General features: G+C 51.3%; 18 protein-coding genes. 7 read left to right on the top strand and 11 right to left on the bottom strand.

Going from position 1 to position 22980, the window contains the following annotated elements:
• Window positions 1-353: 353 nt before the first annotated feature.
• The 6 genes from QEH52_RS15260 to QEH52_RS15285 form a co-directional block, all read right to left on the bottom strand.
• Entirely contained in the window at window positions 354-1871 is a 1518-nt protein-coding gene (locus QEH52_RS15260) for a sialate O-acetylesterase (RefSeq protein ID WP_308951612.1), read from the bottom strand.
• Between the two features lie 136 nt (window positions 1872-2007).
• Window positions 2008-2907 carry a PEP-CTERM sorting domain-containing protein gene (locus QEH52_RS15265; RefSeq protein ID WP_308951613.1) on the bottom strand — a complete coding sequence of 300 codons (900 nt, stop codon included), beginning with the start codon at window positions 2905-2907 and terminating at the stop codon, window positions 2008-2010.
• Window positions 2908-3079: 172 nt separating this feature from the next.
• Complete coding sequence (locus QEH52_RS15270) at window positions 3080-3928, bottom strand: PEP-CTERM sorting domain-containing protein (RefSeq protein WP_308951614.1); 849 nt, start codon at window positions 3926-3928, stop codon at window positions 3080-3082.
• A gap of 80 nt (window positions 3929-4008) precedes the next feature.
• Window positions 4009-4662, bottom strand: coding sequence for an SGNH/GDSL hydrolase family protein (locus tag QEH52_RS15275; RefSeq protein WP_308951615.1), 654 nt, complete (start codon window positions 4660-4662; stop codon window positions 4009-4011).
• 5 nt (window positions 4663-4667) lie between these two features.
• The gene (locus QEH52_RS15280) at window positions 4668-6290 is read right to left on the bottom strand and encodes a glycosyl hydrolase family 28-related protein (RefSeq protein ID WP_308951616.1); all 1623 of its coding nucleotides are present in this window, start codon (window positions 6288-6290) and stop codon (window positions 4668-4670) included.
• 1 nt (window position 6291) lies between these two features.
• A complete protein-coding gene (locus QEH52_RS15285; protein ID WP_308951617.1) occupies window positions 6292-7068 on the bottom strand; it encodes a DUF2334 domain-containing protein in 777 nt (258 codons plus the stop codon).
• A gap of 185 nt (window positions 7069-7253) precedes the next feature.
• Between QEH52_RS15285 and QEH52_RS15290 the strand changes: the two genes are divergently transcribed.
• A complete protein-coding gene (locus QEH52_RS15290; RefSeq protein WP_308951618.1) occupies window positions 7254-8285 on the top strand; it encodes a LacI family DNA-binding transcriptional regulator in 1032 nt (343 codons plus the stop codon).
• Window positions 8286-8352: 67 nt separating this feature from the next.
• A complete protein-coding gene (locus QEH52_RS15295; protein WP_308951619.1) occupies window positions 8353-9393 on the top strand; it encodes a LacI family DNA-binding transcriptional regulator in 1041 nt (346 codons plus the stop codon).
• A 40-nt stretch (window positions 9394-9433) separates the two neighbouring features.
• Here the strand turns inward: QEH52_RS15295 and QEH52_RS15300 are convergent, their stop codons facing one another.
• Window positions 9434-10699 (bottom strand): 2-hydroxycarboxylate transporter family protein, encoded by a 1266-nt coding sequence (locus tag QEH52_RS15300; RefSeq protein WP_308951620.1) that lies wholly within the window; start codon window positions 10697-10699, stop codon window positions 9434-9436.
• 222 nt (window positions 10700-10921) lie between these two features.
• On the opposite strand from QEH52_RS15300, the gene QEH52_RS15305 reads away from it, so the two are divergent.
• From QEH52_RS15305 to QEH52_RS15315, 3 genes are all read left to right on the top strand, one after another.
• On the top strand, window positions 10922-11704 hold the full coding sequence (locus tag QEH52_RS15305) for a PEP-CTERM sorting domain-containing protein (protein WP_308951621.1): 783 nt from the start codon (window positions 10922-10924) through the stop codon (window positions 11702-11704).
• 99 nt (window positions 11705-11803) lie between these two features.
• Window positions 11804-13726: an Ig-like domain-containing protein gene (locus QEH52_RS15310; protein WP_308951622.1), complete on the top strand. Its 1923-nt coding sequence runs from the start codon at window positions 11804-11806 to the stop codon at window positions 13724-13726.
• 62 nt (window positions 13727-13788) lie between these two features.
• Window positions 13789-14613: an SGNH/GDSL hydrolase family protein gene (locus QEH52_RS15315; protein ID WP_308951623.1), complete on the top strand. Its 825-nt coding sequence runs from the start codon at window positions 13789-13791 to the stop codon at window positions 14611-14613.
• A gap of 2 nt (window positions 14614-14615) precedes the next feature.
• On the opposite strand, the gene QEH52_RS15320 is transcribed toward QEH52_RS15315, so the two are convergent.
• Together QEH52_RS15320 and QEH52_RS15325 are read right to left on the bottom strand one after the other, a co-directional pair.
• Window positions 14616-15332, bottom strand: a complete 717-nt coding sequence (locus QEH52_RS15320) for a hypothetical protein (protein WP_308951624.1) — start codon at window positions 15330-15332, stop codon at window positions 14616-14618.
• A gap of 2 nt (window positions 15333-15334) precedes the next feature.
• Entirely contained in the window at window positions 15335-18052 is a 2718-nt protein-coding gene (locus QEH52_RS15325) for a hypothetical protein (RefSeq protein WP_308951625.1), read from the bottom strand.
• Window positions 18053-18321: 269 nt separating this feature from the next.
• Here QEH52_RS15325 and QEH52_RS15330 point away from each other — a divergent pair, with 269 nt between their 5' ends.
• A complete protein-coding gene (locus QEH52_RS15330; RefSeq protein ID WP_308951626.1) occupies window positions 18322-19359 on the top strand; it encodes a LacI family DNA-binding transcriptional regulator in 1038 nt (345 codons plus the stop codon).
• 14 nt (window positions 19360-19373) lie between these two features.
• Here the strand turns inward: QEH52_RS15330 and QEH52_RS15335 are convergent, their stop codons facing one another.
• Entirely contained in the window at window positions 19374-20249 is an 876-nt protein-coding gene (locus tag QEH52_RS15335; protein WP_308951627.1) for an AraC family transcriptional regulator, read from the bottom strand.
• 117 nt (window positions 20250-20366) lie between these two features.
• On the opposite strand from QEH52_RS15335, the gene QEH52_RS15340 reads away from it, so the two are divergent.
• Window positions 20367-21992 (top strand): FAD-dependent oxidoreductase, encoded by a 1626-nt coding sequence (locus QEH52_RS15340; protein WP_308951628.1) that lies wholly within the window; start codon window positions 20367-20369, stop codon window positions 21990-21992.
• On the opposite strand, the gene QEH52_RS15345 is transcribed toward QEH52_RS15340, so the two are convergent.
• Complete coding sequence (locus QEH52_RS15345) at window positions 21989-22753, bottom strand: type II secretion system protein (RefSeq protein WP_308951629.1); 765 nt, start codon at window positions 22751-22753, stop codon at window positions 21989-21991. The genes QEH52_RS15340 and QEH52_RS15345 overlap by 4 nt on opposite strands.
• Between the last annotated feature and the right edge of the window lie 227 nt (window positions 22754-22980).

Raw genomic sequence — 22980 nt, forward strand, 5'->3', positions numbered from 1 at the left:
CAATGCGACGTATAGGTTCATTTTGAATCTTTCCTTTTTTTGAGGTTCATTTTGCAGGCTCGGGTGTCCGTCACCCGGGCCTGTTTAGTCTCCATGAGATCAGAACGATTCAAAGCCTGATCTAGGAGAGATCGGCACATAGCATCTACGCGAAAAAACACGACCGAGGTCAAACCGTAGCTTCGAAACTTTGTTTCGGGGATGGAGCATATCGCCCCCGGTTCAGAGAACCGAGGCTACGCGAAAATATCACTACCGAGGTCAAACCGTAGCCTCGAAACTCTGTTTCGGGGATGGAGCATCTCGCCCCCCGGTTCAGAGAACCCAGGCTACGCTGAGAAGCACTTGCACAATCAGTCTGTCAGCTTTGCTTGAAAAGCTGTAACGGGTAAGGCGTTTTTCTTGTCCTGCAGGTTGACCTTAGGATTATTCGCCCATGCGTAGCGAACGGCCACAGGTGCCTCCACCTCGGGATGACTCAGCTCGACTTGATGCTTGCCGATAATCTTAGCGCTGGCATCCACATAGGCTCCATCCACTCCTGCGATCTTGAAGCCTAACACTTCATCATGGCCAAAGGCATACAACCCTTGAGAGCTGACTGGATCGAAACTTAGAATAAGCGAGCTCCCTTGCTGTTCCATTTTGGAGAACCGGGGACTTTGGTAATCGAAATCATACCCGTAGTCGCGCGCCAGTGCGATACGAGCAAGACGATCAGCGACAACGGATTTATTGCGGGGATGCACATCACGCCCCTCCCCCAGGTCCAGTATCACAGCTTCGCCTGTATTGGCTAAGGATAGTGTCTGCGTTTGCGAAGCACGCAGCTTCGCCCATCCCGTTCCAGCCTTGGGGCCGCTACGGGGACCGAAATTCGCCAGTTGTGACCAGTAGAAGGGAAAATCCCCTTGCTGCCAGGCCTCGCGCCACTGCGTAATTAAAAGTGGGAACAGGCGTCCATATTCTTCACCACGTCCTCCATTACTCTCACCTTGATACCAAATAACACCACGAATGCCGTATCCCATAATCGGGTGGAGCATGCCGTTATAGATATTCCCTGCCCGGGCATTGCCGTAGCGGTAATCGCGTGGCTCCCGCTGGTGTGGGGCTGGTTTTCCATCCGCTCGCCACTGCTTATAGGCCGCCATCGCTTCGGCATAGATTTCATCCGAACAGGCCGCAACCTTTCGATCGATATCAGCTAATGTCTTCTCAAAACCACCTGCAGATTCGAGCACCTTGCGCGGCACCCATGCCTCCGCAGCGGCCCCACTCCATGAATTGTCAATAATACCGACCGGCACGCCCACGGCGCGGTGTATGCGATTGGCAAATAGATAGCCGATCGCGGAAAAGTATTTAACTGTATTTGGTGTGGCGGCTTTCCAGGCGCCTTCGAAATCATCCTGTGGAATCGGAGTCCCCTTGTTCGGCACGCGTAGCAAACGTATTTCGGGGCAATTCGCGGTCGCGATGTCTAAATCGCCTTGGTCCGACTTAATCAGCTTAAAGTTCATATTGGACTGCCCCGAGCAAATCCAAACTTCTCCGATTAAAACATCTTCAAATTCGATGCGATTCTGCCCTTCAATCGTCAACTCGGTCGGTGCACCAAGTGCCAGCGGCTCCAAGACCACGCGCCACCTGCCATCTTCACCGACCACTGTTTGATGCGATTGATCGCGAATGCGAACAGTGACCGACTCCCCGACCTCGCCTCTGCCCCACACGGGGTTTGGCTGATCACGTTGTAGCACCATATGATCGCCAAATACATTGGGCAGAGAGAGCTCCGCAGAGAGCGACCAAGGCAATAAGCAAAGCGCAGAGGCGATGAGAGACTTTGTATTTTTGAATATAGACATGTGTATATTAATGTAACTAGTGAATAAAGAAACTTGGGGGCGATCGACTTAAATGCAAAAGCCCTATCAGTTTCCTGATAGGGCTTCCACTAATCATGAGATCGCTCTCACACTATAACCCTAAATCTCGATTAACCTAGGCGCTACGCTCACGACGGCGCAGCATGATCGCAGACAGTGCACAGACACCTGCAAATAGCGCATAGGTGCCTGGCTCTGGAATCAGCGACAAAGTCGTCTGCCCGCCCACAGAAGAATCCACTTTGAAATCGCTGAATAAACTAGAGGCATTGTCATTGATACGAATGTCGCCCGCATCGATGAAAGACTCGAAATCAAAATCACTCTGAATAATCGTCAGCGTGCCCGTGCTGCCAGTAGTAAAGTTGAAGTAGTTGGAGTTATCATTGCTAAAATCATTCACGACCAAATTTGTGGCGGTGACAGTCCCGGCGCTCAGATTGTAAACATTGCCTGAAACCGCACCACTAGCCAGCACCTGAATCCCGAGGGTTCCCGCAACCGTAAAGCTGCCTCCATTTTGGTTCACAATTCCCTGACTTAAACGTCCGAGGTAAACAGCGGTTCCTGCAAAATCGACTGTCGAACCGGCATTGATATTTAAAATAGTCGCATTCGGGTCTGAATCACGTCCAATCACTGCTGCCCCGCCAGTATAATCAACATCCAAATGGCCTCCATTTAAAGTGAGCGTTGAATTTTCCCAGCGAAAACCAGCGCTGCCAGCCAAGCTATTCGCAATGTGAATTGTGGAGCCACCAGAAACAGTAAAGTTACGATCATCCAGATCATGTCGATCCTCCATTTCAACAGTAACAGGAGATCCGCCTACTAAACCAATAAATCCGTCATTAGCCGGATCGCTATTAGTCGGCAAGCCATGACTCCAGTTCGCAGCATCTCCAATATCGGAACTAGCGGCATCCGTCGCCGCTCCGATCCATGTGGTGTCGGCAGAAGCAGTTGCTGTGATGAATGTGAGGGCTAACAGAGTATAGGGGGATTTATTAAACATAATTAACACTTAATCTGCCTCATTCAATATACCATACCGGCCCAACCTAACACATGTAAGGCAAATAAAGACGATCCATGCCAACTCAACAAAAAGCCCCGCCTGCAGAGCAGACGGGGCTTCAACCTAGGATGCATCACTACACCCAACCCTATTACTAATAAAAAACCGCTTAGCCACGGCGACGCAGCATGATTGCAGACAGTGCACATACACCTGCAAATAGCGCGTAAGTGCCAGGCTCAGGAATCAGCGACAAAGTCGTCTGCCCGCCTACAGAAGAATCTACTTTGAAATCAGCGAATAAGCTTGAAGCATTATCATTGATACGAATCTCTCCATCATCAATCAATGATTCAAAATCAAAGTTACCCTGGACAATTGTTAATGAACCTGTGCTGCCAGTGGTGAAGTTGAAGTAGTTGGTTCCGCTGCTGTTCGGATCAATAAGCAAATTGTTCGCAGTCACGCTTCCGCCAGATAGGTTATAGGTGCTACCGTTCGCCGTACCGCTAGCATTTTCCGGCACAGACAAGGTGCCACCGATCAGCATAGTTCCGCCGAATTGGTTGACAGTCGCGATATGCTCCCGCCCAACATTAAGATTAGCCGCAAAACTGGCGTTTGATCCACTATACATATTTAAGGTCGCCGAGCCATTCCGCCCCATTTGCGTGGATGAAGTGTAATCACTGTCTAAGTTGCCCCCCGCAATCAAGTTGATCTCTGAGGCGCCCCAGCGAAATCCATTTATACCACTCGGGACCAGAATGGTGGATCCGCCAGATACAGTAATATATTTATCATCCAAATCTGAGCGATTTTCCATCTCAACGGTATCTCCGTTATCGAGCGTCCCAAGGTTGCTCGAACTCGGCAAGCCGTTGCTCCAGTTCGCTGCGTCATCAATATCAGCATCGACCGCTCCAGTCCAAGTCGTTGCCGCATGGGCAGACAAGGCTGTCAGTGCTAGGGTGAAAGAAGAAAGGGCGAGTAGTTTAGTATTTTTTTTGGGGTTCATGATGCTGTTAAAACAGGCCACGACCGCAGACACCACACATTCTACATCTAACACAGGTTAACCGACTCCATGGGCCGCATTTAAGCAAACTCTACGGCTTCTAAAAATGCCCGTGCAAAGATCATGTGTCCTTCAGTTCCTGGATGGATACGATCCCACGCCAAGGCGGTCGGATGCATATGTTGCAGCACTCGATCCACGGCTGCTTGCGTATCCACAAAAAGGGCATCGAAGTCTCCCGCAAGCTGGCGAACGAGCGAGCCATATTCATCCATGCGCGCACGCATGGCATCGGACCGATTGGCTTCGAAGACATAAGGCGTCATCAAGACCAGACCTTGCAGTTGCGGGCGCACTTGCTCGAGTAAGTCGCGATAAGTGCGCTCAAAAACCGCGGGAGCAACGTGAGCTTCGCTGCGACGCGGCACATCGAACTGGCGCCAAACATCATTGATGCCGATCATTACTGACAGCCAATCAGGCTTGAGATCTACCACGTCTGTTTGCCAGCGTGCTGCCATATCCAATACAGTATTGCCACTCACACCACGATTGATGACTCGCAGCTTCAGTTCGGGATCGCCGGCAGTGAGCATAGCATTTACCAAGTTGACGTAGCCCTTCCCCAGCCCGAGATGCACGTCCCACGGGGTGGTTTCGCCGGAGTCGGCTCGGCCGGCATCGGTAATTGAATCGCCTATAAACAAGAGCTTAGATTGAGCAGGTATAATCATCGTAATTATTTTGCAGTTCGCCCATACAAACGTAGTTTCAACTGAGCTTCGTAGAGCGACTGTGGCTCGAGGAACTCACCACGTCCGAGCCCCTCAACAAAGTCAAAAGGTTCTGTGCCGACGAACTGCCTCTCTAACCAATTCAAGTTCGGCTTTTGTAAATTTACTTTTGCCATCACTTCTAGCGAGTCCGACAAACCAATCAAATAGCCCCAGCCATATTGCGCCGAGCGAACGACTCCTTCGCCGTCGCAGTTCCAAAAGACCGATTCGGTGGCGGTATGGCCCGCTCCACCGCTCATGGCACCACGATTCATCGCCTGCCAGCCATCATCTAAAGTGCACGAATCCACCAAGCTGGCAATCGCCAGCGAGTGGTGGAAGTCCGACGGTCCGAGATTGTTATTCCAATCACTCAGACTGCCGTCACGGGAAACACAGCGCAAATATACATTCCCAACATTTCCGAAATACCAATTAGTGGTGAATGCATGCCGCGCTCCGATACCTTCGCACTTGTTAAACAACACATCATTACAAGCGGTTAACTCATAAAAATAACCGTGACCGCCCGCATCGCGACGTTGGGCGTGTTGCAGCACACAATTCTCCACTGTTATGCGCTTGCTGCGTAAGAGGCCGATACCTTTGTCGTAGAGGTGATATTTGGCGTCAAATTCTTCCCCCTTAGGCTTGAAGGATGCGATGTCGCGCACCCAGCAATTTTTAGCGAGACGGAAGTTGATCAATTGGCGACGCACGGACTGCGCATAATCATCCGTAGTTCCCGCCAGCATCGGATTCGCCAAAGAAAGATTCTCGACACCACATTCTTCAATAAAACGCTTCCGCTTACGCATGGTCGCGCCATCGAGATATTGAATCGGATATCGAATCGGCACATCCACTTCGACTCGATGCGGTGTGGTGGAACGATCAATCGAACGAATGTTAAGCCAAAAGAATGGCAACCACTTACCGTTGTGCGGCTTCCAAGTGCCTGTCATGCCATGCGCCTCCACAAAGCGATCCGTGATCACCCAGCCCACATCAATATCATCGCCGACTTCGAAGCCACTGGCATCTTCAACCAGCAGCACTTGCGAGTAAGCTGCGACATCTGTCGTGAGCGCGGTTTCTTCGACCACCGCGTCGTCCCCAAGGAACTGTATATTTACAGTTTTACTGGACGAATAATCCGCAAACAATAAGCGCGTCTGGCCCACCCCTGCCCCTCGAATCACAATATGGCTGCGGTGAATGGTGAAATTCTTTTCGCAGCGATACAAGCCCTCCGGCAAATAAACCACACCGCCACCAGCTTCTTCCGCGGCTTCGATCGCCGCCTGAATGGCCACGCTGGCATCCGTCTCCCCACTCGCATCAGCGGCAAAGTCTTTAACCACATCAAAGATCGGTCCCGCGACCACTGGAATTTCCACGGCCCCCTGCTGATAGCCGGCATAGGAGAAATCATGCAAGAAACGCCCCTGACTATCGGACTGGCCAGGCTGCCAATCGACAGGAAAGAGTTCACTACGCCAAGTCTCCGCATGGGCACTGACGCAGATACAGACTGCCACAACGGCATGCCAAAGGGGCTTTAAAATACGGTTCTGAACTTTCATTTTATTGAGCAATGCAATCACGTGGAAGAATGAAGCGCACCTTTTGCGCCTCTAGAAATTCGATTATCTGCTTAAAGACTTCAAACTCAGCATCGTCCCACAACATCGGATGCCCTTGCAAGACCAACACGTTGCCTGGGGACTGAGACAAATACGCAGCTGTGAATTGCCCATAGTCCAACTGCCCGGTCTTAGGCTCCAGGTTCAATTTGTAGTTTCTTTTTAAAACATGCAGCGACAACTGCTCACGCCTTGCCCCATACAACCAAACTTTGAGCCCCGGCATCCGGGCCAAGACTTTCTCCGTGTCCGCATCGGTGCCGTTAAATGGCGCTCCGAAAGTAACAAAAGTCAGCCCCAGTTTCTCACGCCCTAACTCCTGCGAGCGTTGCATATGTTTAAACTGGTGCTCGTAACCCGAACCTTTGAATTCACGGATGCGAGTCTCCCCCTCATTCCACATTTTATGATCGTAGCCATGATTCCACAACTCCACCCGACCACTGGCCTCCCAGGCCTTTAAGCTCTCAAAATACTCAGGCGCCTCACCTTCCAGTGAATTACAGATCACCCCGGCTGAAAAAGGTATGCCACGCTGCCCTGCATAGTCATACACACGCTGCCAAGTCGCGGGGATGGCTCCTCGCTTTTGCTGCATATCATCCAATTTCAAAATGATAGAAACCTCAGACTGATTATCAGATGCGGGCGCAGCAAAAGCTTGGAACTGCACACATGCCAAGCAACATACACAAAGAGACAAAAATCTTTTTTTCATAATAGGGATATAGGACACATCCATGCGCTGAGTTGAAGGATGGAGCCAATGATATTGAATTCGATACGCCAAGCGCGGAATCGCATGTCGAAGATCGCAAACTAGCAGCGACAAAAGCATCGACAATAAGCGCGCGATCGAACACATGTTAGGACTCACCCTACCCCGATCAATAGATACCCTTAGTGAAGAAAAGAAGTTCAGACAAACGCCCAACCCAGGCGGATGTTGCGCGTGCAGCAGGCGTCAGTCGTCCCACCGTCAGCATGGCTCTAAAAGGCAGCTCAATCGTTTCTGAGGGCACCCGCGCCCATGTCAGAGAGATCGCTGCAAAAATTGGCTACGTACCGGACCCGATGCTCAGTGCTTTGGCCAAATATCGCAGCCCTGGTAAAGTCAAAAACTACCAAGGCACACTCGCCTGGATCAGCGCATCGCCTAAGGCCCACTCTTGGGATTTAATTACGCCCTACTATGAATATTATTTAGGGGCCTGCGAGCAAGCTGCCCGACTAGGTTATAAAATCGAATGTATCGACTTGCTGCAAGAGCAACTCAGCACACAACGCCTTAACAGCATTCTCGCAGCTCGAGGCATCAATGGCCTACTGGCCTGCCCGCCTCATACCTACGGCCAGCAGATCGACTTACCATGGGATGCTTACCACGTAGTTACCTTCGGCTACAGCATCCCCGAGCCCAATATCCATCGCGTCTCTTCGTCCCACTTCCGCGCCACTAAAATGGTGTTCGAAAAGCTCTGTGAGATGGGCTATCATCGCATCGGTTTCGTCTTTAGCGAACAGGTGAACATCAAAACTCAAGAACACTGCCTATCCGCCTATTTATGCGAGTGTCAAAAGACCGGCATGGAGCATCCGCCCCCCTTGGTGCAAGATCCCTTAGATGCGGAACATTTTATAGCCTGGCATACTCGCCATCAACCAGATGCTGTCATTGTCAGTTCACCGCTATGGGAGATGCTTCAAAGCACAGCGATCGATGTGCCACGGCAACTAGGAGTGGCCTCGCCGATGGTGCCCAAGCACAGCCCCGAACTGTGCGGCATCATTGAAAAATGCCAAGAAATTGGCTCGGCCGCAGTGGAAACCCTAGTCCACATGATTCAGCACGAGGACAAAGGCCTCCCTCAAACGCCCCGATTCATTCTACTTGAAGGCCAATGGAATTCAGGGCAAACCACCCGATCGCAATGACCTAACCTATGTTCGATCAAAAAGAGTATCGAAAACAGTCGAAGTGCGCACAATGGCGGGCACGACTATGCCTTCGCAGAAAAATAATAAGAGTTCCAAGCGTCCCACTCAACTGGACGTAGCCAAAGCCTCTGGCTTCAGTCGGCCGACCGTTTCACTCGCCCTCAAGGGCGATCCCATCGTGGCGAAAGCGACACGTGATAAAATTCGTCAGATCGCCGACTCCTTAGGCTATGTACCAGACCCCTTACTATCGGCGCTATCCAAATATCGCAAGCAACTAGGCACTCAAAGCTATCAAGGCACGCTCGCCTGGATCAGTTCCTCGCCACATGATTATAAGTGGAACGAGATCACGCCCTACCACGAATATTATTTAGGAGCATGTAAACAGGCCCGACGGCTCGGTTATACGATCGAAGAACTCGACCTGCAACAACAGCAACTCAGCCCACAACGCCTGGATGGCATTTTGAGCGCGCGCGGTATTAACGGTCTTCTACTCTGCCCTCCCGTCCATTCGGAAGAACAGTATGCGCTGCCATGGGATCGCTACAGTATCATTACTTTCGGCTACTCCGTGACATCACCCAATTTGCACCGCGTGTCCGCCTCCCATTACCGAGCGACGAAACGTGTATTTCAAGAGCTACGTGATTCGGGACATCAAAACATTGGCTTTATTTTTAATACCGAAGTCGCTCGCAAGACACAGGACCTATGCCAATCCGCTTACCTGTGCGAGGCCCGCAAATCGAATACCAAGTCCATTCCGCCCTTGATCCAAGATCATATCTCTGGCGCCGAGATCGCCGCTTGGTTTGAACGCCATCACCCCGATGCCGTAATCATTAGCGCCCCCAACTGGCCAGCCGTGCAAGCCAGCGGCATTCGCATTCCAGAGGAGCTATCGGTCGCGTGCCCGATGGCCCCCAAACATTCGCCTCAACTGAGTGGCATCTTGGAAAAAAGCCAACAAATCGGAGCCGCAGCCGTCGATACCGTGGTGCAAATGATCGAACATGACATACGCGGTATCCCCGAAGACCCGAAATACATTCTACTGGAAGGAGAGTGGAATACCGGCAGTAGCATTCGCATGCCCTAGCGATTTAGCTGCCTGAATGATCGCTGAGGCATCCGCTATGCTATAAAAGTATCGGTGCCAACACGCCGACTAAGACTAAGATCATGGCACCTCCGAGACGGGAGGATATTTGCATGAACGGCATCAGCTCCATCCGGCGTGCCGCGGAGAGCACTGCCACATCACCGGTGCCGCCCATATCGGCCATGCCCAGCCCCGAAGTTAGCGCGGACTCTACAAAGTAAAAACCGACCTTGGTGCCGATGTATCCAGATGCCAATACAATCGAAATCACAGAAGTCGCGACCAATATCACGAAGGTCGGCGACATTGTCTGGAGCACTTCATTTAGATCGGTGTAGGCAATCCCGATGCCCACCAAAAGTGCAGGCGTAAAATTCTTCACCACGAATTGATACCATGCATGGCAGGCCTCTTGGACCGTGACTGGCACAAAGTTGCTCAATTTCAACACAGCGACTAGCATGATCATCAGCGCATAGGCATGCACGCCGGGAATCCAGTGCTCTAGAATTTGCCCTGCGACGTAAAAAACGCAGGCAAAAAACAGTCCGACACCCAGTGAATCGATCGGATAAGTGTGCGACGGCTTCTCCTCGATCTCGAAGCCCTGCATCAGCACGCCATTACCAGTCAGCTTAGGAAAACGTTGCCCCAATTTATCCAAAAATCCTGCCGTCACAATCGCAAAGACATTCCCCAAGGCCAGAGCGGGCACAAAACGAGACAAAGCAGTCCCCGCATCCATTTCTACATGGATCGAGCTGACGATCTCAGACATCGGCACGGCCCCCGCTCCCATGCCTCCACCGATAATCGGGAAGCAGACAAACATCAAAGTCTCTTTCCAACCGTAGAGCAGCAACAAGCCCAGTAATGACGTCGCACACATGGCGCAAAGAACCCCACCCACCAGAGGAAAAATATACCGCACGCCTGCACGCCTCAATAACACCGGGTCCATGCCTAAGATGGAGCCCGAAATTAAGCCAGCGATGTAAAAGTTCAAAAAGCCCCCACCTCGCATAAAGTTACTGACATTTTGTTCGATCGAATCTGGCAAAATTGAAAAGTAGACCGAAGCCGCGGCTCCAAAAATACATAAAAGCGGCGCCCCGCCTAAATAGTCCTTCAGGATCGGGCAGTGATCACCGACATAGGCCAACAAAGCCCCCAATGCCATCAAAAAGGCGAACGCACCAATCAAACCATTGGGCATCAATTCTAAGTAGGCAGCCAACACAAGAGTGAATGCCGCTAGGCAATAAGGGAGCAAGGGGATACCAGAAATTTGGATCGTTTTCATCGTAATAGAGGGCAATGCGGGGAGTGGTATGCATGCAGGCCCAAATTTTCGGGTAGCTCGAGGCCTGCAAATGGTAGTGTGCGCATCACTGCCTGTTAAAGATAAAATTGACCAATTCTTTTACTCTAACATGCGTTCGATCCCGCAGGCTTTGCTTCGATTCGCCGACGCTCTAAAGTGCGTTTTTCTCACTATAACAAACCCATACTAACTAATAGAAAAATGAAAGCTACCGCCCCACTCCTCACACTACTACCTCTCAGCGCGATCTTAGCCAGCTCGGCCTTCGCCAGTACGACTTACAACATTGATTTCAATGATACAGATAGTAGCGGCTCTTCCACTGAAACCTGGAATACCTACAACGAACATACAGACCTCGTATCCGGCACAACTCTAGTCGATTCCCAGAATAACAGTAGCAGTGTTTTCATCACCGCCACGGGTGATATTTTAACCTCATCTGGCAACAATCTGTCCAATCCAGCGACTCGTCCCGCTTGGCTGCCCGAATTTGCCGCAGATGATTTTTTCTGGACCGGCAATGACACAGGCAACAATGAACTCAGCTTCACCACTAGCTTCGGCGGTCTAACAACAGGCAATACATTGAGCTTGGACCTCTTTGCCGCCCGCGAGTCCAGCCTCGTATTGGAAGCCAACTATGAATACTCGCTCGACGGTGGCAGCACTTGGTCAGGCTTCACAGTGCTCGAAAGCGACGGCAGTGCCGCGACCACTGATGGCTGGAACAGCAACGACACACAAAGCCAACTTTTTAATCTAGATGAAAATGGTGGTTATGAAGATGGTCGCTATCTCAGTATATCAAATATCGTCCTGACAGGCAGCACATTTGACGTAAAAGTCACTGTGCCCGGCGCAGCGAACTACGCTGGCATCAATGCCATGAAGCTCACCATCATTCCTGAGCCAGGTAGCTACGCGCTTATGCTTGGTCTCTTGGCATTAGGCGCACAGGCCCTACGCCGTCGCCGCGTTTAAGTTTTTCCTCCGATCATTCAGAAAGCCGTTCTTCTCAGGAAGGCGGCTTTCTTCGTTTTTAATCATAGGCCACAAGCAATTCCATCGCTCCCCGACACCATGCACTCAGTCAAAAAACTGTTCTACCTACCACTACTGACACTCTTTACTTTTAGCATACACGCTCAGTATAAGGTTCTCTTCATTGGCAATAGCTACACCTTCGGACGCAACCATAACGAGACAGTCGAAGAGAGTGTACCCGAGATCTTTCAGGCGCTCGCAACTGCAGCTGGACAACTGACTCCCACAGTTTCCATGCGCGCGGTTTCCGGCCAGGACTTCGAATATCACTATAAAAATAGTCAGACGCAAATCGCCGCGGAAGCATGGACCCACGTGATCCTACAAAACCAGTCCACACAGGCCACCCATATTGGTGATATCAGCGCTCACATGGAATACGGTGAACGCCTCTACCAAAGCATCCTTACAAATAATCCCGACACTCAGGTGCTGCTGTATCTGACATGGGCGCGCCAAGCGTCTCACTCCATCATCACAGGAAACTCCACCAGCAGCACATTTGCCACCACCGATGAAATGCTGCAGGAACTAGTCAGCAACTACAGTGCACTGGCCGAAGCCATCAACCTCAATTTTCCACAGGCCACGCCCGTGCAGGTCAATCCTGTCGGCATCGCCTTTCAATCTGCCGGTGGAAACCTAGCAGCCAGTGATCCTGATTACCTCGACCTCTTCTCCGATGGCAGTCACGCCAATGACCTCGGCTATTATTTGTCCGCCTGTGTCCACTACAGTTGCATCTATCAATCCAGCCCGCAGGGTCTATTCGAAAGCCCCGAGCTGAGCGCGCTAGGGCTTTCCATCAGCCCGGAGCAAGCAAGCTTCTTGGAAACCATTGCCTGGCAAACAGTCGCCCCCGCGGCGACACCCGACACGGAATCACCTGAACTATACGCAGTGAGCTTCTCCTCGGCTCAAAGTTTGGACCTAAGCTTCAGCGAGGCGCTCGACCCCAGCACTGCACTGGACCTCAACAATTATACCTTGATCAACCGTGGGCAACGCATCCCCATCGATTCGGTCGAACTCTCTAGTAGCGGACAAAGTCTGCGTCTAAACTTCGACACCGAGGTAGTTGGAAATTATGCCTTGGTGGTGAATGACACGCTGACCGACCTCGCCGGTAATCCGATGCTCAAAAATACTGTGTATACCGGCCAGCGTTCCGCGAGCTCCATCCTGATCGATTTCGGCGGAAGCTACAGCGTCAGTGGCCTTAGCGAGACATGGAATCAAGCGTCTGCAATCAATGACTCCATTCGCACACAAGTCGATGCCGGCAGTCCCTACGTCTTTAAGAGCGACCTACTCAACGCCGCAGGGCAATCTACTGGAATTTCACTCAGCATGAGCGATAACATGCTCTCCACCAACTCAGCGGGCACTGCTAGCGGCCCCTACCCTTCCGGAGCGACCCGCGACTCTTTCTTCGGATTAACTGGCAACTTTGGCAGTTATACAGAAGACGGGCAAGGCGTCTTCGAATTCAACAATTGCAATCCAGAGCAGGCCTATAACTTTAGGATATACACCTCGCGCATTGGAGGTTCCGAGAACCGCGAGACTCGCTATACATTGACTGGCCAGAACAGCGCTACCGGCGATCTACAGGTCAGTCAAAATGTGAGCGAGATTCTGGACTTAGGGCCCATCTATCCGAGCGCCACTGGCCGCATCACACTCACAGTGTCCGCCGGGCCAAACAACGATCATTCCAGCAAGTTCTACTACCTAGGCTTGATTGAAATACTCACAGACACAACCAGCCCCCAAAGCCTCTACCCGCCCGTGGCCAGCAGCGCAGGCACCTTCCTGGACTGGACCGTCGAAGGCAGCCTTGAATACTGCGATACGCTGACAGTCGATTGGACTCCCATAGTCCCGACACCTACAGCTCCTTATTTCGATACCGAAGAGCGCGAACAACGTTTTTATCGGCTTAACATTTCTCAATAATTCATATATCCACACAAAGCTATATTATGTTATCATCAAACCACAGATTCACTAATAAACCCATGCGTCGCCTCCGCTGCCTCATCGCAAGCTCCGCGCTGGTCTGCATCACTACCTGGGCACAGGCTGAAAATAAAGTGCTCTTCATAGGCAACAGTTACACTTTCGGCGCTGGCGGTACACAGAGTGTACCAGACATCTTCGACGCGCTCGCGAATGCAGGCGGACAAGAAGATCCGACGACTGTCATGCGCGCCGTCGGCGGCAAGGATTACAAGTTCCACTATGAAAACAGCTCCGAGTTCATTCAACAAGAAGCTTGGACACATGTGATATTACAGAACTACTCCACCCAGCCCACTCACATTAAAAACACGCAAGATCACTTCGACTACGGAACACGACTCTACCAGGCAATCGTCGCGAACAATGCGGATACTCAAGTCATGCTTTACATGACGTGGGCACGCGCCGAAGCGCACTCGCTGATCTCAGGCAAGTCCACTCCTAAGTCTTTTGCCAGCACGAACGAAATGCTAGAAGAACTGCGCAGTAATTACTACGCCTTGGCCGAGCAACTCAGTAAAGCCAATCCAGACAAGCTGCCAACTGTGGTCAACCCGGTCGGCTTAGCATGGAAGGCTGCAGGCGGCAACCTTCCTGCCGATGCGGAGCGCTTTATTGACTTGTTTGATAAAGACAAGCATCACGGCAACGATCGCGGCTATTACCTGTCTGCATGTGTCCACTACGCCTGCATTTATCAGGCCAGCCCTGAAGGTCTTTTCACTCAGCCAGAAGTCCGCGCATTGGAGCTCAAGATCAGTGCCGAGGAAGCAGCTTTACTCGAAAAAGCTGCTTGGGAAACCGTATCAAAACAAAACTAAGATTAATGCAAGAGCACGCGCGCTTGGTAGCGCGCGGAGCCTTGCTTCTTCGGTGGCAACACCAAACACAGCACCCGACTGCCGGGGCTGATGCTGAGGCCAGCGGCGTAGATTAGCTCATAGTCGCCCGCTTCCTCAACGCCCACAGCCAGCGGCATGCCTGGGTTCGCTTCGCTTTTGTCTTCCTCATACGCTTCATCTTCGATCACCTTATCTATCCTATGATAATCAAGTGTCGAAATAGGCTGGGAGAGCTGCAGTGGATTGAGTCGGAACTTACGTGTACCGGCCAATGTATAAATGCTTTTGTCCAAGCCGTTGATCACCTTCAAGCTGTCTACTGGAAAAGTCTCCAGTTCATCGTCGATACTCAACACAGTTGGCTGGGATTCCCCGTCGACCATCACCACAGCGAATAGGGCTAGTTGGCTATCGCCTGGCCAAGGCAACAAAAGCACGGGCTGATAAATCGTCTCTCCTTCTTCATTCAGCATGGGTTTGACTAGGCTCAGGTCGCCACTGGCTGGTGCAGAATACTCAGGGGAACGCCGCTGCCGGCCCCATTTTAATTGTTGAAAATCGCCCTCCTCGTCTAGGTAGCCTAGCTCACGTAACTCTTTGCCGCCATAAGGCGCCACGACCGTGAAGCGCCGCTCCGCGCCATACAATGCAAGCGCACTTAACAGGATCAGCAGGCTGGATATCAAAAATTTATTCATATTTATACTTCGTCGGGGCTTAGAAAACGAACAGACAGAATCTTTAGTCGGCGACCGAGTGGATACTTTTCGGTGTCAATGGAATAAGGGTCGATAGCCAGATCCATCTCACCAGTGACTGGTTCCGTCAACGCAGGCGTGCGTTGCACCAAGGCTTCACACCAAGCCGCAGAGACCACCTCACCGGTCACAGGATGCGTCACGTCGCCATATGCGCGCACTCGAAAAGTGTCCGAGCGTGGCGTGATCATCGGTGCGATCGTCTTCATCACATCGGCTTGAGTTAAGTATGCGGGTGAATGTTTAATAAGGCCCAGGTTTTCAGCGCCCTCATTGATCGCGACCAGCTCAATCGCATCTTCTATGATGCCTGAATTGACGAACTCGCTCAGATTATCGAAAGGATAGCCTCGCAGTAAAAGACCATCCACCACCGCATCTGCCAGCGCATCAACTTGATCACTGGTCAGGCTCACACCACTGCGTGAGAAGGCGTTGTTCGTAGCCACGCTCTCATCGGGAAGCGTATCTGCAGCTTGCCCATGCATACTGTGTCTGAAAAAGGCATGCTTGAGCTCACGTGGGCCGCTGCCATCTTCAGGAGTCCACTCCTTAATATTGATACCGCTTAACATCGCCCGCCAGGCACCACGCGACACAGAGTTAATATTAAATGCCCCCCGCAACATCATGTATTTAGCCGCGTGATACACATCAAACATGATATCGACATCCAGACCCGCGGAGGCATAAGCCTCCCCGATTTCGATCTCATCCTGACCGCTCAGAAAATACTCCATATATCGGTTGGGCAATATTGGCAATGAATCGAGAGTCCATTCATGCCAACGAGGCAGCGAAGAAAAAAAGTATTTGTCGAAGTATTCATTGGCTTCGCTGCCCCAGGAATTCCCCAGCATTTGCGGACCTGTGCCGATCATATGGGTCAGAGCGCCTACTGAAACAGGCTCCTGCGTGGGTAAATCATACAATGCGTAGTGCTGTTGCGTATTAAAACTATCCGCCCCACTCAAATTAATGGATCCTAAATTGTCTGCGGGCTCATCCGACCAATATTCGAAGTCGGCATCTGCATAATCAACTTCACTCATATCCATTAGCCGAGGATCGGCGGAATTCTCTAAGCTCCCATCGATCCAACGCTCCATCTCGTCGTCCATTTCAAAGGCATAACCAAAAAGCCAACCACTGCTGCTGAGTGTGGGCGTATCATTCGTGACCTCAGCCGAGATATATTCAATTTGCGGACTGTATTCAGCAATCGTGTCGTAGGTCCACAATCTCACCTTAAAGCGATTCCCCTTTGCCTCGCTTATTTCAGGCAGACGCACCGTAATCGACACCTCACCCAGCTCAGGATCGGGCACGTCAATCTCATTGCCATTCGCATCCAAAACATACTCAGAACGCGCAGCAGCATCCGATGAAAGCACTAGACTGGATTTTTTACGACCACTGCCTTTAAACCATTTAATTTCGCCGGCGGCCCATTCCGTGCCGATCGGAATATGAGGTCCCCGCCCCCGCTCATCACCATAGGGATCCTTAAAGTAATCATCCGCCTGTACCACATAGGTATCCCCATTCACAATGACCTCAAAATCAGGCATATCATCAAGGTTCACAAACAATTTGTGAGAAGCTCGGATCGGCACTGCATAGGGGTTCCAAAGTTCGATCTGCAACTCTTGTTTAATTGTCAGCTTTCCTTGTTCGTCACGATAGCAATTAAAACGAACCAAAAACTCGGTCATCACTGGCCCAATAGAAAAGTGGGGAAAGACATCGCTGTAGGCCGCAGCGTCATAGACGTGAAAACTATATCCCTGCCCACCGCTATCCAATTCAATCGGGCGGGTGCGATTAAAGCGTCTAGCGCTGCCCTCTGTTTGTGGTGAATCCGATAAATCACGGCGCAAGGCACCATCCTCAGCGGTGTGATCGATGAGAACTGCACGGCTCAACGGTGTCAGCGCATGAAAGTGCTCTTTCCAGGCATCCGTATCCAAACTGCCGGACAGTAAAGCACTCATCGATAAGCTGGAAAGTAAATCGAGTTTTTGCGAACCTACTAAGTTCGCAAAATCCAGACCTAAAGTTTTCCAGAAATTGGGAAAGCTCGGTGCCATCTGCCTGAGTTCCTCGCGATACTCGACATCCGCCCAATTGTGCCCATCGCCGGGTGGATTACTGAGCATGTCCTCTTGCCGTGTGTTATCATAGTCCAATAGATCGGTCTCATCATTAATGGCCATGCTCACCTTCACCCCTTCATCGCCGACCCAATACGCATAATGCCCCGATGGCTCATCCGCCGAAAGTGCCTGCTTCGGCAACTTGATTCGCTCTGCAGCCGTAGCGACAGAGCCATAGTCGACTAAAAAGATTTCATCTGTATTCGCTGCAGTATCCGGCGCCGACAAATCGGAAGGTGCGAGCGCCAGCGGCGCTTCCAAAGTATTGCCACTAATTAACCAAGTATATGCATCGGTCGCATCTTCTAGCCAAACCCCAGTAATGTGGCCTTGACTCGCTTCGCCTGTCAGAGCCGAGGTCGCGGTGAATCGCTGATCAGGTCCAATGCTTTCCTGCAAGCGTGCGACTGCGATATAAAGCCCCAACATCGCATTCTCGCGAGCTCGGTCCCCATCACGATAAATTCTAGAACTCTCGATCTCTACTTTAGTCAAGGAGATCATGCTCAGGATCAATAACAACACCATCGACATCAAAGATAACGATACGATCAATGCAAAACCGGACCGTCGGGAAACCAAACCTAGAGGGGACAACTTTACTGGGGCATTATCGAACATAACTCATAGATAGTCGGCCCCCAAATACCTGCCAGCTCAGGCGTCTCTAACTCAGGTTAGAATGAACGGGTTCTTTACCGGCAAGAATCAAAACAAATAGCTGAAATTCGATTGCAGTCGAGCCTATCAAGAGCTTGATTCACATACTGAACATGGCCCCTAAGAAATCAAACCATACTAAGCGTCCAACGCAAAAAGACGTTGCCAAAAAATCAGGCTTCAGCCGCCCCACGGTTTCCTTGGCCCTAAAAGGAGATCCCAGTGTATCCCAAGAAACCCGTAATATAATAAGAGCCGCGGCGGATGCCATCGGCTATGTGCCGGACCCGATGCTCACTGCGCTCTCACGCTATCGCAATAATCAACAAACCCGCAGCTACCACGGCACTTTAGCTTGGATTGGCTTTTCCACGCAAAGAAACCAATGGGACCACATCACCCCCTATCGCCATTATCATAAAGGCGCCGTCGAACGCGCCAAAAAGCTCGGCTACAATGTCGAGGTGTTCGATGTCACACAGGATGGGCTGAACTCAAATCGCCTCGATAGTATTCTAAAAGCACGCGGCATTCATGGGCTCTTGATTTGCCCGCCAGTCGATTCGGAGCACAAAGTTGTCTTACCTTGGGACAACTATAGCTTAGTCACTTTCGGCTACACCATCAGCGAGCCGCGATTACACCGCGTCACCTCTTCCCACTTTCAATCCACCTTGGAAGTATTCAAGCGCCTGCATGAACGTGGCTACCAGCGCATTGGTTTTATTTTTAATCAGCAGGTCAACATCAAGACACAGCAGAATTCCTTGGCGGCCTATCTCAGCGAGTGCCAACGAGTTGACCAAACTGCCTTACCACCACTCATCGAACCTTCCATCACTCCAGCAATGATTGAGACCTGGTATGACAAATATAAGCCCGACGCCGTGATTTTGAGTTCGCCTGACTGGATACAAATGAAAGAGACCAAGATCAAGGTACCCGAAGAGCTCGGCGCCGCTTGTCCGATGGCGCCGCTGAGCCCCTCTCGCCTGAGTGGTATCGTCGAGCAATCCTTCGAGATCGGCGTCGCAGCGGTCGACTCTTTGGTGCACATGATCGAGCATCAAAACACAGGTATTCCAACCCACCCTCGTTTCACCCTACTAGAAGGCCAGTGGAAAGAGGGCAGCACCCTAAAACCACTCTAAAATAATCGTAACGATCACTCCGAATTCCGCGCCCGAAATTCACGCGGATAAACGCCCCGCCTTTTCAGAAACCAATGCGAAAAACTGGAAGCAGTTTTGAACCCCACACGAAAGGCGATCTCTTTGACCGCCAGCTTGGAATCCTTTAAATCGCGCACCGCGGCCATCGTGCGACGTTCTTCCCAATAGGCTTTCAAACTTAAACCATAGGCCTCACGAAACAAACGATCGGCATGACTCAAACTAAGGTTAATTGCAGCAGCCACTCGCTCCATCGGTAAAGGCTTGGAGAGCGGCTGACTCTCTAGAAAGACTTGAGCTTGCAACATCCGCTCATCCGTCAGCGAAAAGAGTTTTTCTGGCACACCCAAATGCCGCATCGCATCCAAATAAACCAAGACCCAGTCTTCAAAGTATCGCTGCAAATTGAAATAAGTGGTGGCGTCGAGCACCTGCGTTTTCAGATCCACCGAAGCACGTGGTAGCACCTGCTCCACCTTACGTAAAAGTCGACGCGCCTGCCGCTCCAATTGCGGCAAATCTTCGGCAGGCAGCACCCGAGCATCCGGCAACTCAAACAACCCGCGCCCATCAGGCCAACGCAGCCAGAAACCGATCGAAAGAATGTTGGCATCTTTTGAGAATTCACGCGTGTCCTTCGCGAAAGGTGGAAAGATCCAAGAGCCCGCCCCTGCCACAACTTCTCGCCCCTCGCCTTTAACCCGCAAGCTTCCAGCAGTCAGCAACCATGCAGAAAGCCGCCACGGATTAAAGGTACCTTGATCCCCCAACGGAGTCCCTTCGTAAATCCAAAGCAGCCGTGAATCCAAGTTGCCCCACTCTGCATAGCGCAATCCGGCGAGGTTAAAATGAGAATCGAATGGGCACACACGAAGATACTCAAATCTATTACTTTAAATAGCAAGTTTGAACATCTTTTAAGTAAGCATGCACATCCATCAGACCTCGCGAAACAGCGAACTATTTGGAAATATACGCCTCCTATTATGACTTCCCCCAAACATTACGACCTCGTCATCTATGGTGGCACCTCGGCAGCGGTCACCGCAGCTGTTCAAGCGAAACGCTCCGGCAAGACGGTGACAATAGTCTGCCCGGAGACACACCTCGGCGGTCTCAGCAGTGGTGGCCTCGGCTACTCCGACACCGGCGAGAAGGAGGTCATCGGCGGCCTGTCGCGTGAGTTCTATCATCGAGTGTGGCAACACTATGATAGCCAAGAAGCATGGCAGTGGGAAGAGAAGGAAGCTTATGGTAACGTCGGCCAATCCACTCCCGCGATTGACCCGGAAAAGAAAACCATGTGGATCTTCGAGCCGCATGTGGCCGAGCAGGTCTTTGAGGAATGGATCGCTGAATACGAGATTCCCGTGCATCGAGATGAGTGGCTCGATCGCGAAGACGGGGTCGTGAAAGAAGGTAGAAAAATCGTATCCATCCGCACGCTTTCGGGACAAGTTTACCATGGACGCATGTTTATCGATGCCAGCTACGAGGGCGACCTGATGGCCAGCGCGGGAGTGGATTACCATGTCGGCCGCGAATCCAACGCAACTTATGGCGAGACCTGGAACGGTGTGCAAACCGGGGTGCTGCACCACAATCATCACTTCGGTGTGCTGGATCAAGCCGTGAGCCCCTACCGCATTCCCGACGATCCGAGCAGCGGGCTGTTACCCTTGATCCACAACGAAGCGCCCGGCGAATTCGGTGCCGCCGACCATCGGATTCAGGCATATTGCTACCGCATGTGCATGAGTTGCCACCCAGACAACCGAGTGCCCTTCCCAAAACCGGATGACTACAATCCGGATACCTATGCTTTGCTGGCACGAATTTTCCAAGCTGGATGGACGGCAATCTTTAATAAATTCGACCCCATCCCAAATCTAAAAACCGACACCAATAACCACGGCCCGTTCAGCAGCGACTACATCGGCATGAACTACGACTACCCGGATGGCAGCTATGCGACTCGGCAAGCTATCATCGAGGCACACACCAAGTATCAACAAGGCTTACTCTATTTCCTATCCAACGATTCACAAGTGCCCGAAGCCATCCGCCAGCAAATGCAAGAATATGGCCTCGCAGCCGACGAGTTTGTGGATAACGGCAACTGGCCCCACCAACTCTACATCCGCGAAGCCCGCCGCATGATCGGTGAGTTCGTAACCACCGAGAACGAACTCCTCAAACGCCGGACGACTCCCCAATCCATCGGTATGGGATCCTACCCGCTCGACTCGCACAACACCCAGCGCTACATCACAGCCGAAGGTCACGTGCAAAATGAAGGCGACATCGGCATCTATATGAACGGCCCTTATCAAATTCCATATGGCTCATTGGTGCCTAAGCGTGCTCAATGTTGTAACTTGGTCGTGCCCGTCTGCGTCTCCAGTTCTCACATTGCCTTTGGCTCGATACGCATGGAGCCGGTCTTTATGATCCTCGGCCAATCCGCAGCTACCGCCGCAGCGCTCGCCATGGATCACGAAATTTGCGTGCAAGACGTGCCTTACGATCAATTGAGCCAACAGCTACTGGATCAAGGACAAGTGCTCGAATTCGAAACGCCTGCCTGCGATGAGGCCTTGCAGACATTCTAGAGATACAGCGGATTTAGATTCTTCTTATAAACTTCACTCTGGTGACGTTTTTCCACATGCCCGTCCAAGAAGAAAAACTTGGCTTCGTCTTCCATCCAGCGAATGTCGCCACCGACATTTTGCCCTGGGTCGATTGGATCGTTGGCTTTGTCGGGGTTTACATTGCCCTTATAAACCCCGGACCAGCCAAAGGATTCTCCATGCAAGAGATCCCCCCATACACCGCTGGTAGGGCTGCTGACACCTCCATCTGCGAGAAGAATTTGACGATCGGGGTGCTGATGCTTCAATATACGATTATAAGTCCACAAAGCTTCAGGTGCATCTCCAGCTCCAGGCTCCGATGCAGTCCCATCGTCTCCATAACCTCGTATAATCGGACCCAAGGGCGCGAAATGCCATTTGGATGTATTCTCTTCACTGATCACACCACGCGCGATCGCAGCTGGGTCTTTAAAAGTCTCGGACCAATTACTCGGGTAGTCCTCAGGCTGCTCATTGATCAAAACCGCATTCACACGCCGATCCCAAAGATCTTTTTTATCGTCACCGTAAACTGAAGGTAAAATGCCGCCGTCCTCTTGAGCGACCATCAAGTAACTCATACCAACCTGGCGGATGTTACTTAAACCTTGAGTTTCCAATGCGTTCATGCGCACCGTACCAATCGCGGGAATCAATATAGCGGCCAGCACTGCAATGACGGCAATCACAGTTAAAAGCTCAATTAGAGTGAAAGCTGAATGGGTATTCTTTTTCATGGGTGGGGTCTTCGGGGATGACGATTAGGCAGGGGAATCTGTAGCCTAAAAGCAAATAGAATCAAAAAAGCATCCACACTCAAGCGCTCAAGAATCCGACACATGTTAGAAAGAACTCGCCAGTTCTAACACGTGTAGGAAAGCAAGGCCATTGCCTGTAAGTCCTCTGGCACGGTTTATTATCAACAACCTTAGCTGCTCTAAGGAAGAATATAACCATTCCCCTT

Source organism: Thalassobacterium maritimum, assembly GCF_031127805.1.
In the GTDB taxonomy this organism is placed as follows: domain Bacteria; phylum Verrucomicrobiota; class Verrucomicrobiia; order Opitutales; family Coraliomargaritaceae; genus Thalassobacterium; species Thalassobacterium maritimum.

Excerpts from the sequence above, each read along its gene's own strand:
- QEH52_RS15280 (WP_308951616.1), bottom strand. The coding sequence starts at position 6,290 with ATGAAAGTTCAGAACCGTATTTTAAAGCCCCTTTGGCATGCCGTTGTG.
- QEH52_RS15295 (WP_308951619.1), top strand. The coding sequence starts at position 8,353 with ATGCCTTCGCAGAAAAATAATAAGAGTTCCAAGCGTCCCACTCAACTG.
- QEH52_RS15305 (WP_308951621.1), top strand. The coding sequence starts at position 10,922 with ATGAAAGCTACCGCCCCACTCCTCACACTACTACCTCTCAGCGCGATC.
- QEH52_RS15345 (WP_308951629.1), bottom strand. The coding sequence starts at position 22,753 with ATGAAAAAGAATACCCATTCAGCTTTCACTCTAATTGAGCTTTTAACT.
- QEH52_RS15285 (WP_308951617.1), bottom strand. The coding sequence starts at position 7,068 with ATGAAAAAAAGATTTTTGTCTCTTTGTGTATGTTGCTTGGCATGTGTG.
- QEH52_RS15340 (WP_308951628.1), top strand. The coding sequence starts at position 20,367 with ATGACTTCCCCCAAACATTACGACCTCGTCATCTATGGTGGCACCTCG.
- QEH52_RS15275 (WP_308951615.1), bottom strand. The coding sequence starts at position 4,662 with ATGATTATACCTGCTCAATCTAAGCTCTTGTTTATAGGCGATTCAATT.
- QEH52_RS15270 (WP_308951614.1), bottom strand. The coding sequence starts at position 3,928 with ATGAACCCCAAAAAAAATACTAAACTACTCGCCCTTTCTTCTTTCACC.
- QEH52_RS15325 (WP_308951625.1), bottom strand. The coding sequence starts at position 18,052 with ATGATCTCCTTGACTAAAGTAGAGATCGAGAGTTCTAGAATTTATCGT.
- QEH52_RS15310 (WP_308951622.1), top strand. The coding sequence starts at position 11,804 with ATGCACTCAGTCAAAAAACTGTTCTACCTACCACTACTGACACTCTTT.
- QEH52_RS15330 (WP_308951626.1), top strand. The coding sequence starts at position 18,322 with ATGGCCCCTAAGAAATCAAACCATACTAAGCGTCCAACGCAAAAAGAC.
- QEH52_RS15300 (WP_308951620.1), bottom strand. The coding sequence starts at position 10,699 with ATGAAAACGATCCAAATTTCTGGTATCCCCTTGCTCCCTTATTGCCTA.
- QEH52_RS15265 (WP_308951613.1), bottom strand. The coding sequence starts at position 2,907 with ATGTTTAATAAATCCCCCTATACTCTGTTAGCCCTCACATTCATCACA.
- QEH52_RS15260 (WP_308951612.1), bottom strand. The coding sequence starts at position 1,871 with ATGTCTATATTCAAAAATACAAAGTCTCTCATCGCCTCTGCGCTTTGC.
- QEH52_RS15320 (WP_308951624.1), bottom strand. The coding sequence starts at position 15,332 with ATGAATAAATTTTTGATATCCAGCCTGCTGATCCTGTTAAGTGCGCTT.
- QEH52_RS15315 (WP_308951623.1), top strand. The coding sequence starts at position 13,789 with ATGCGTCGCCTCCGCTGCCTCATCGCAAGCTCCGCGCTGGTCTGCATC.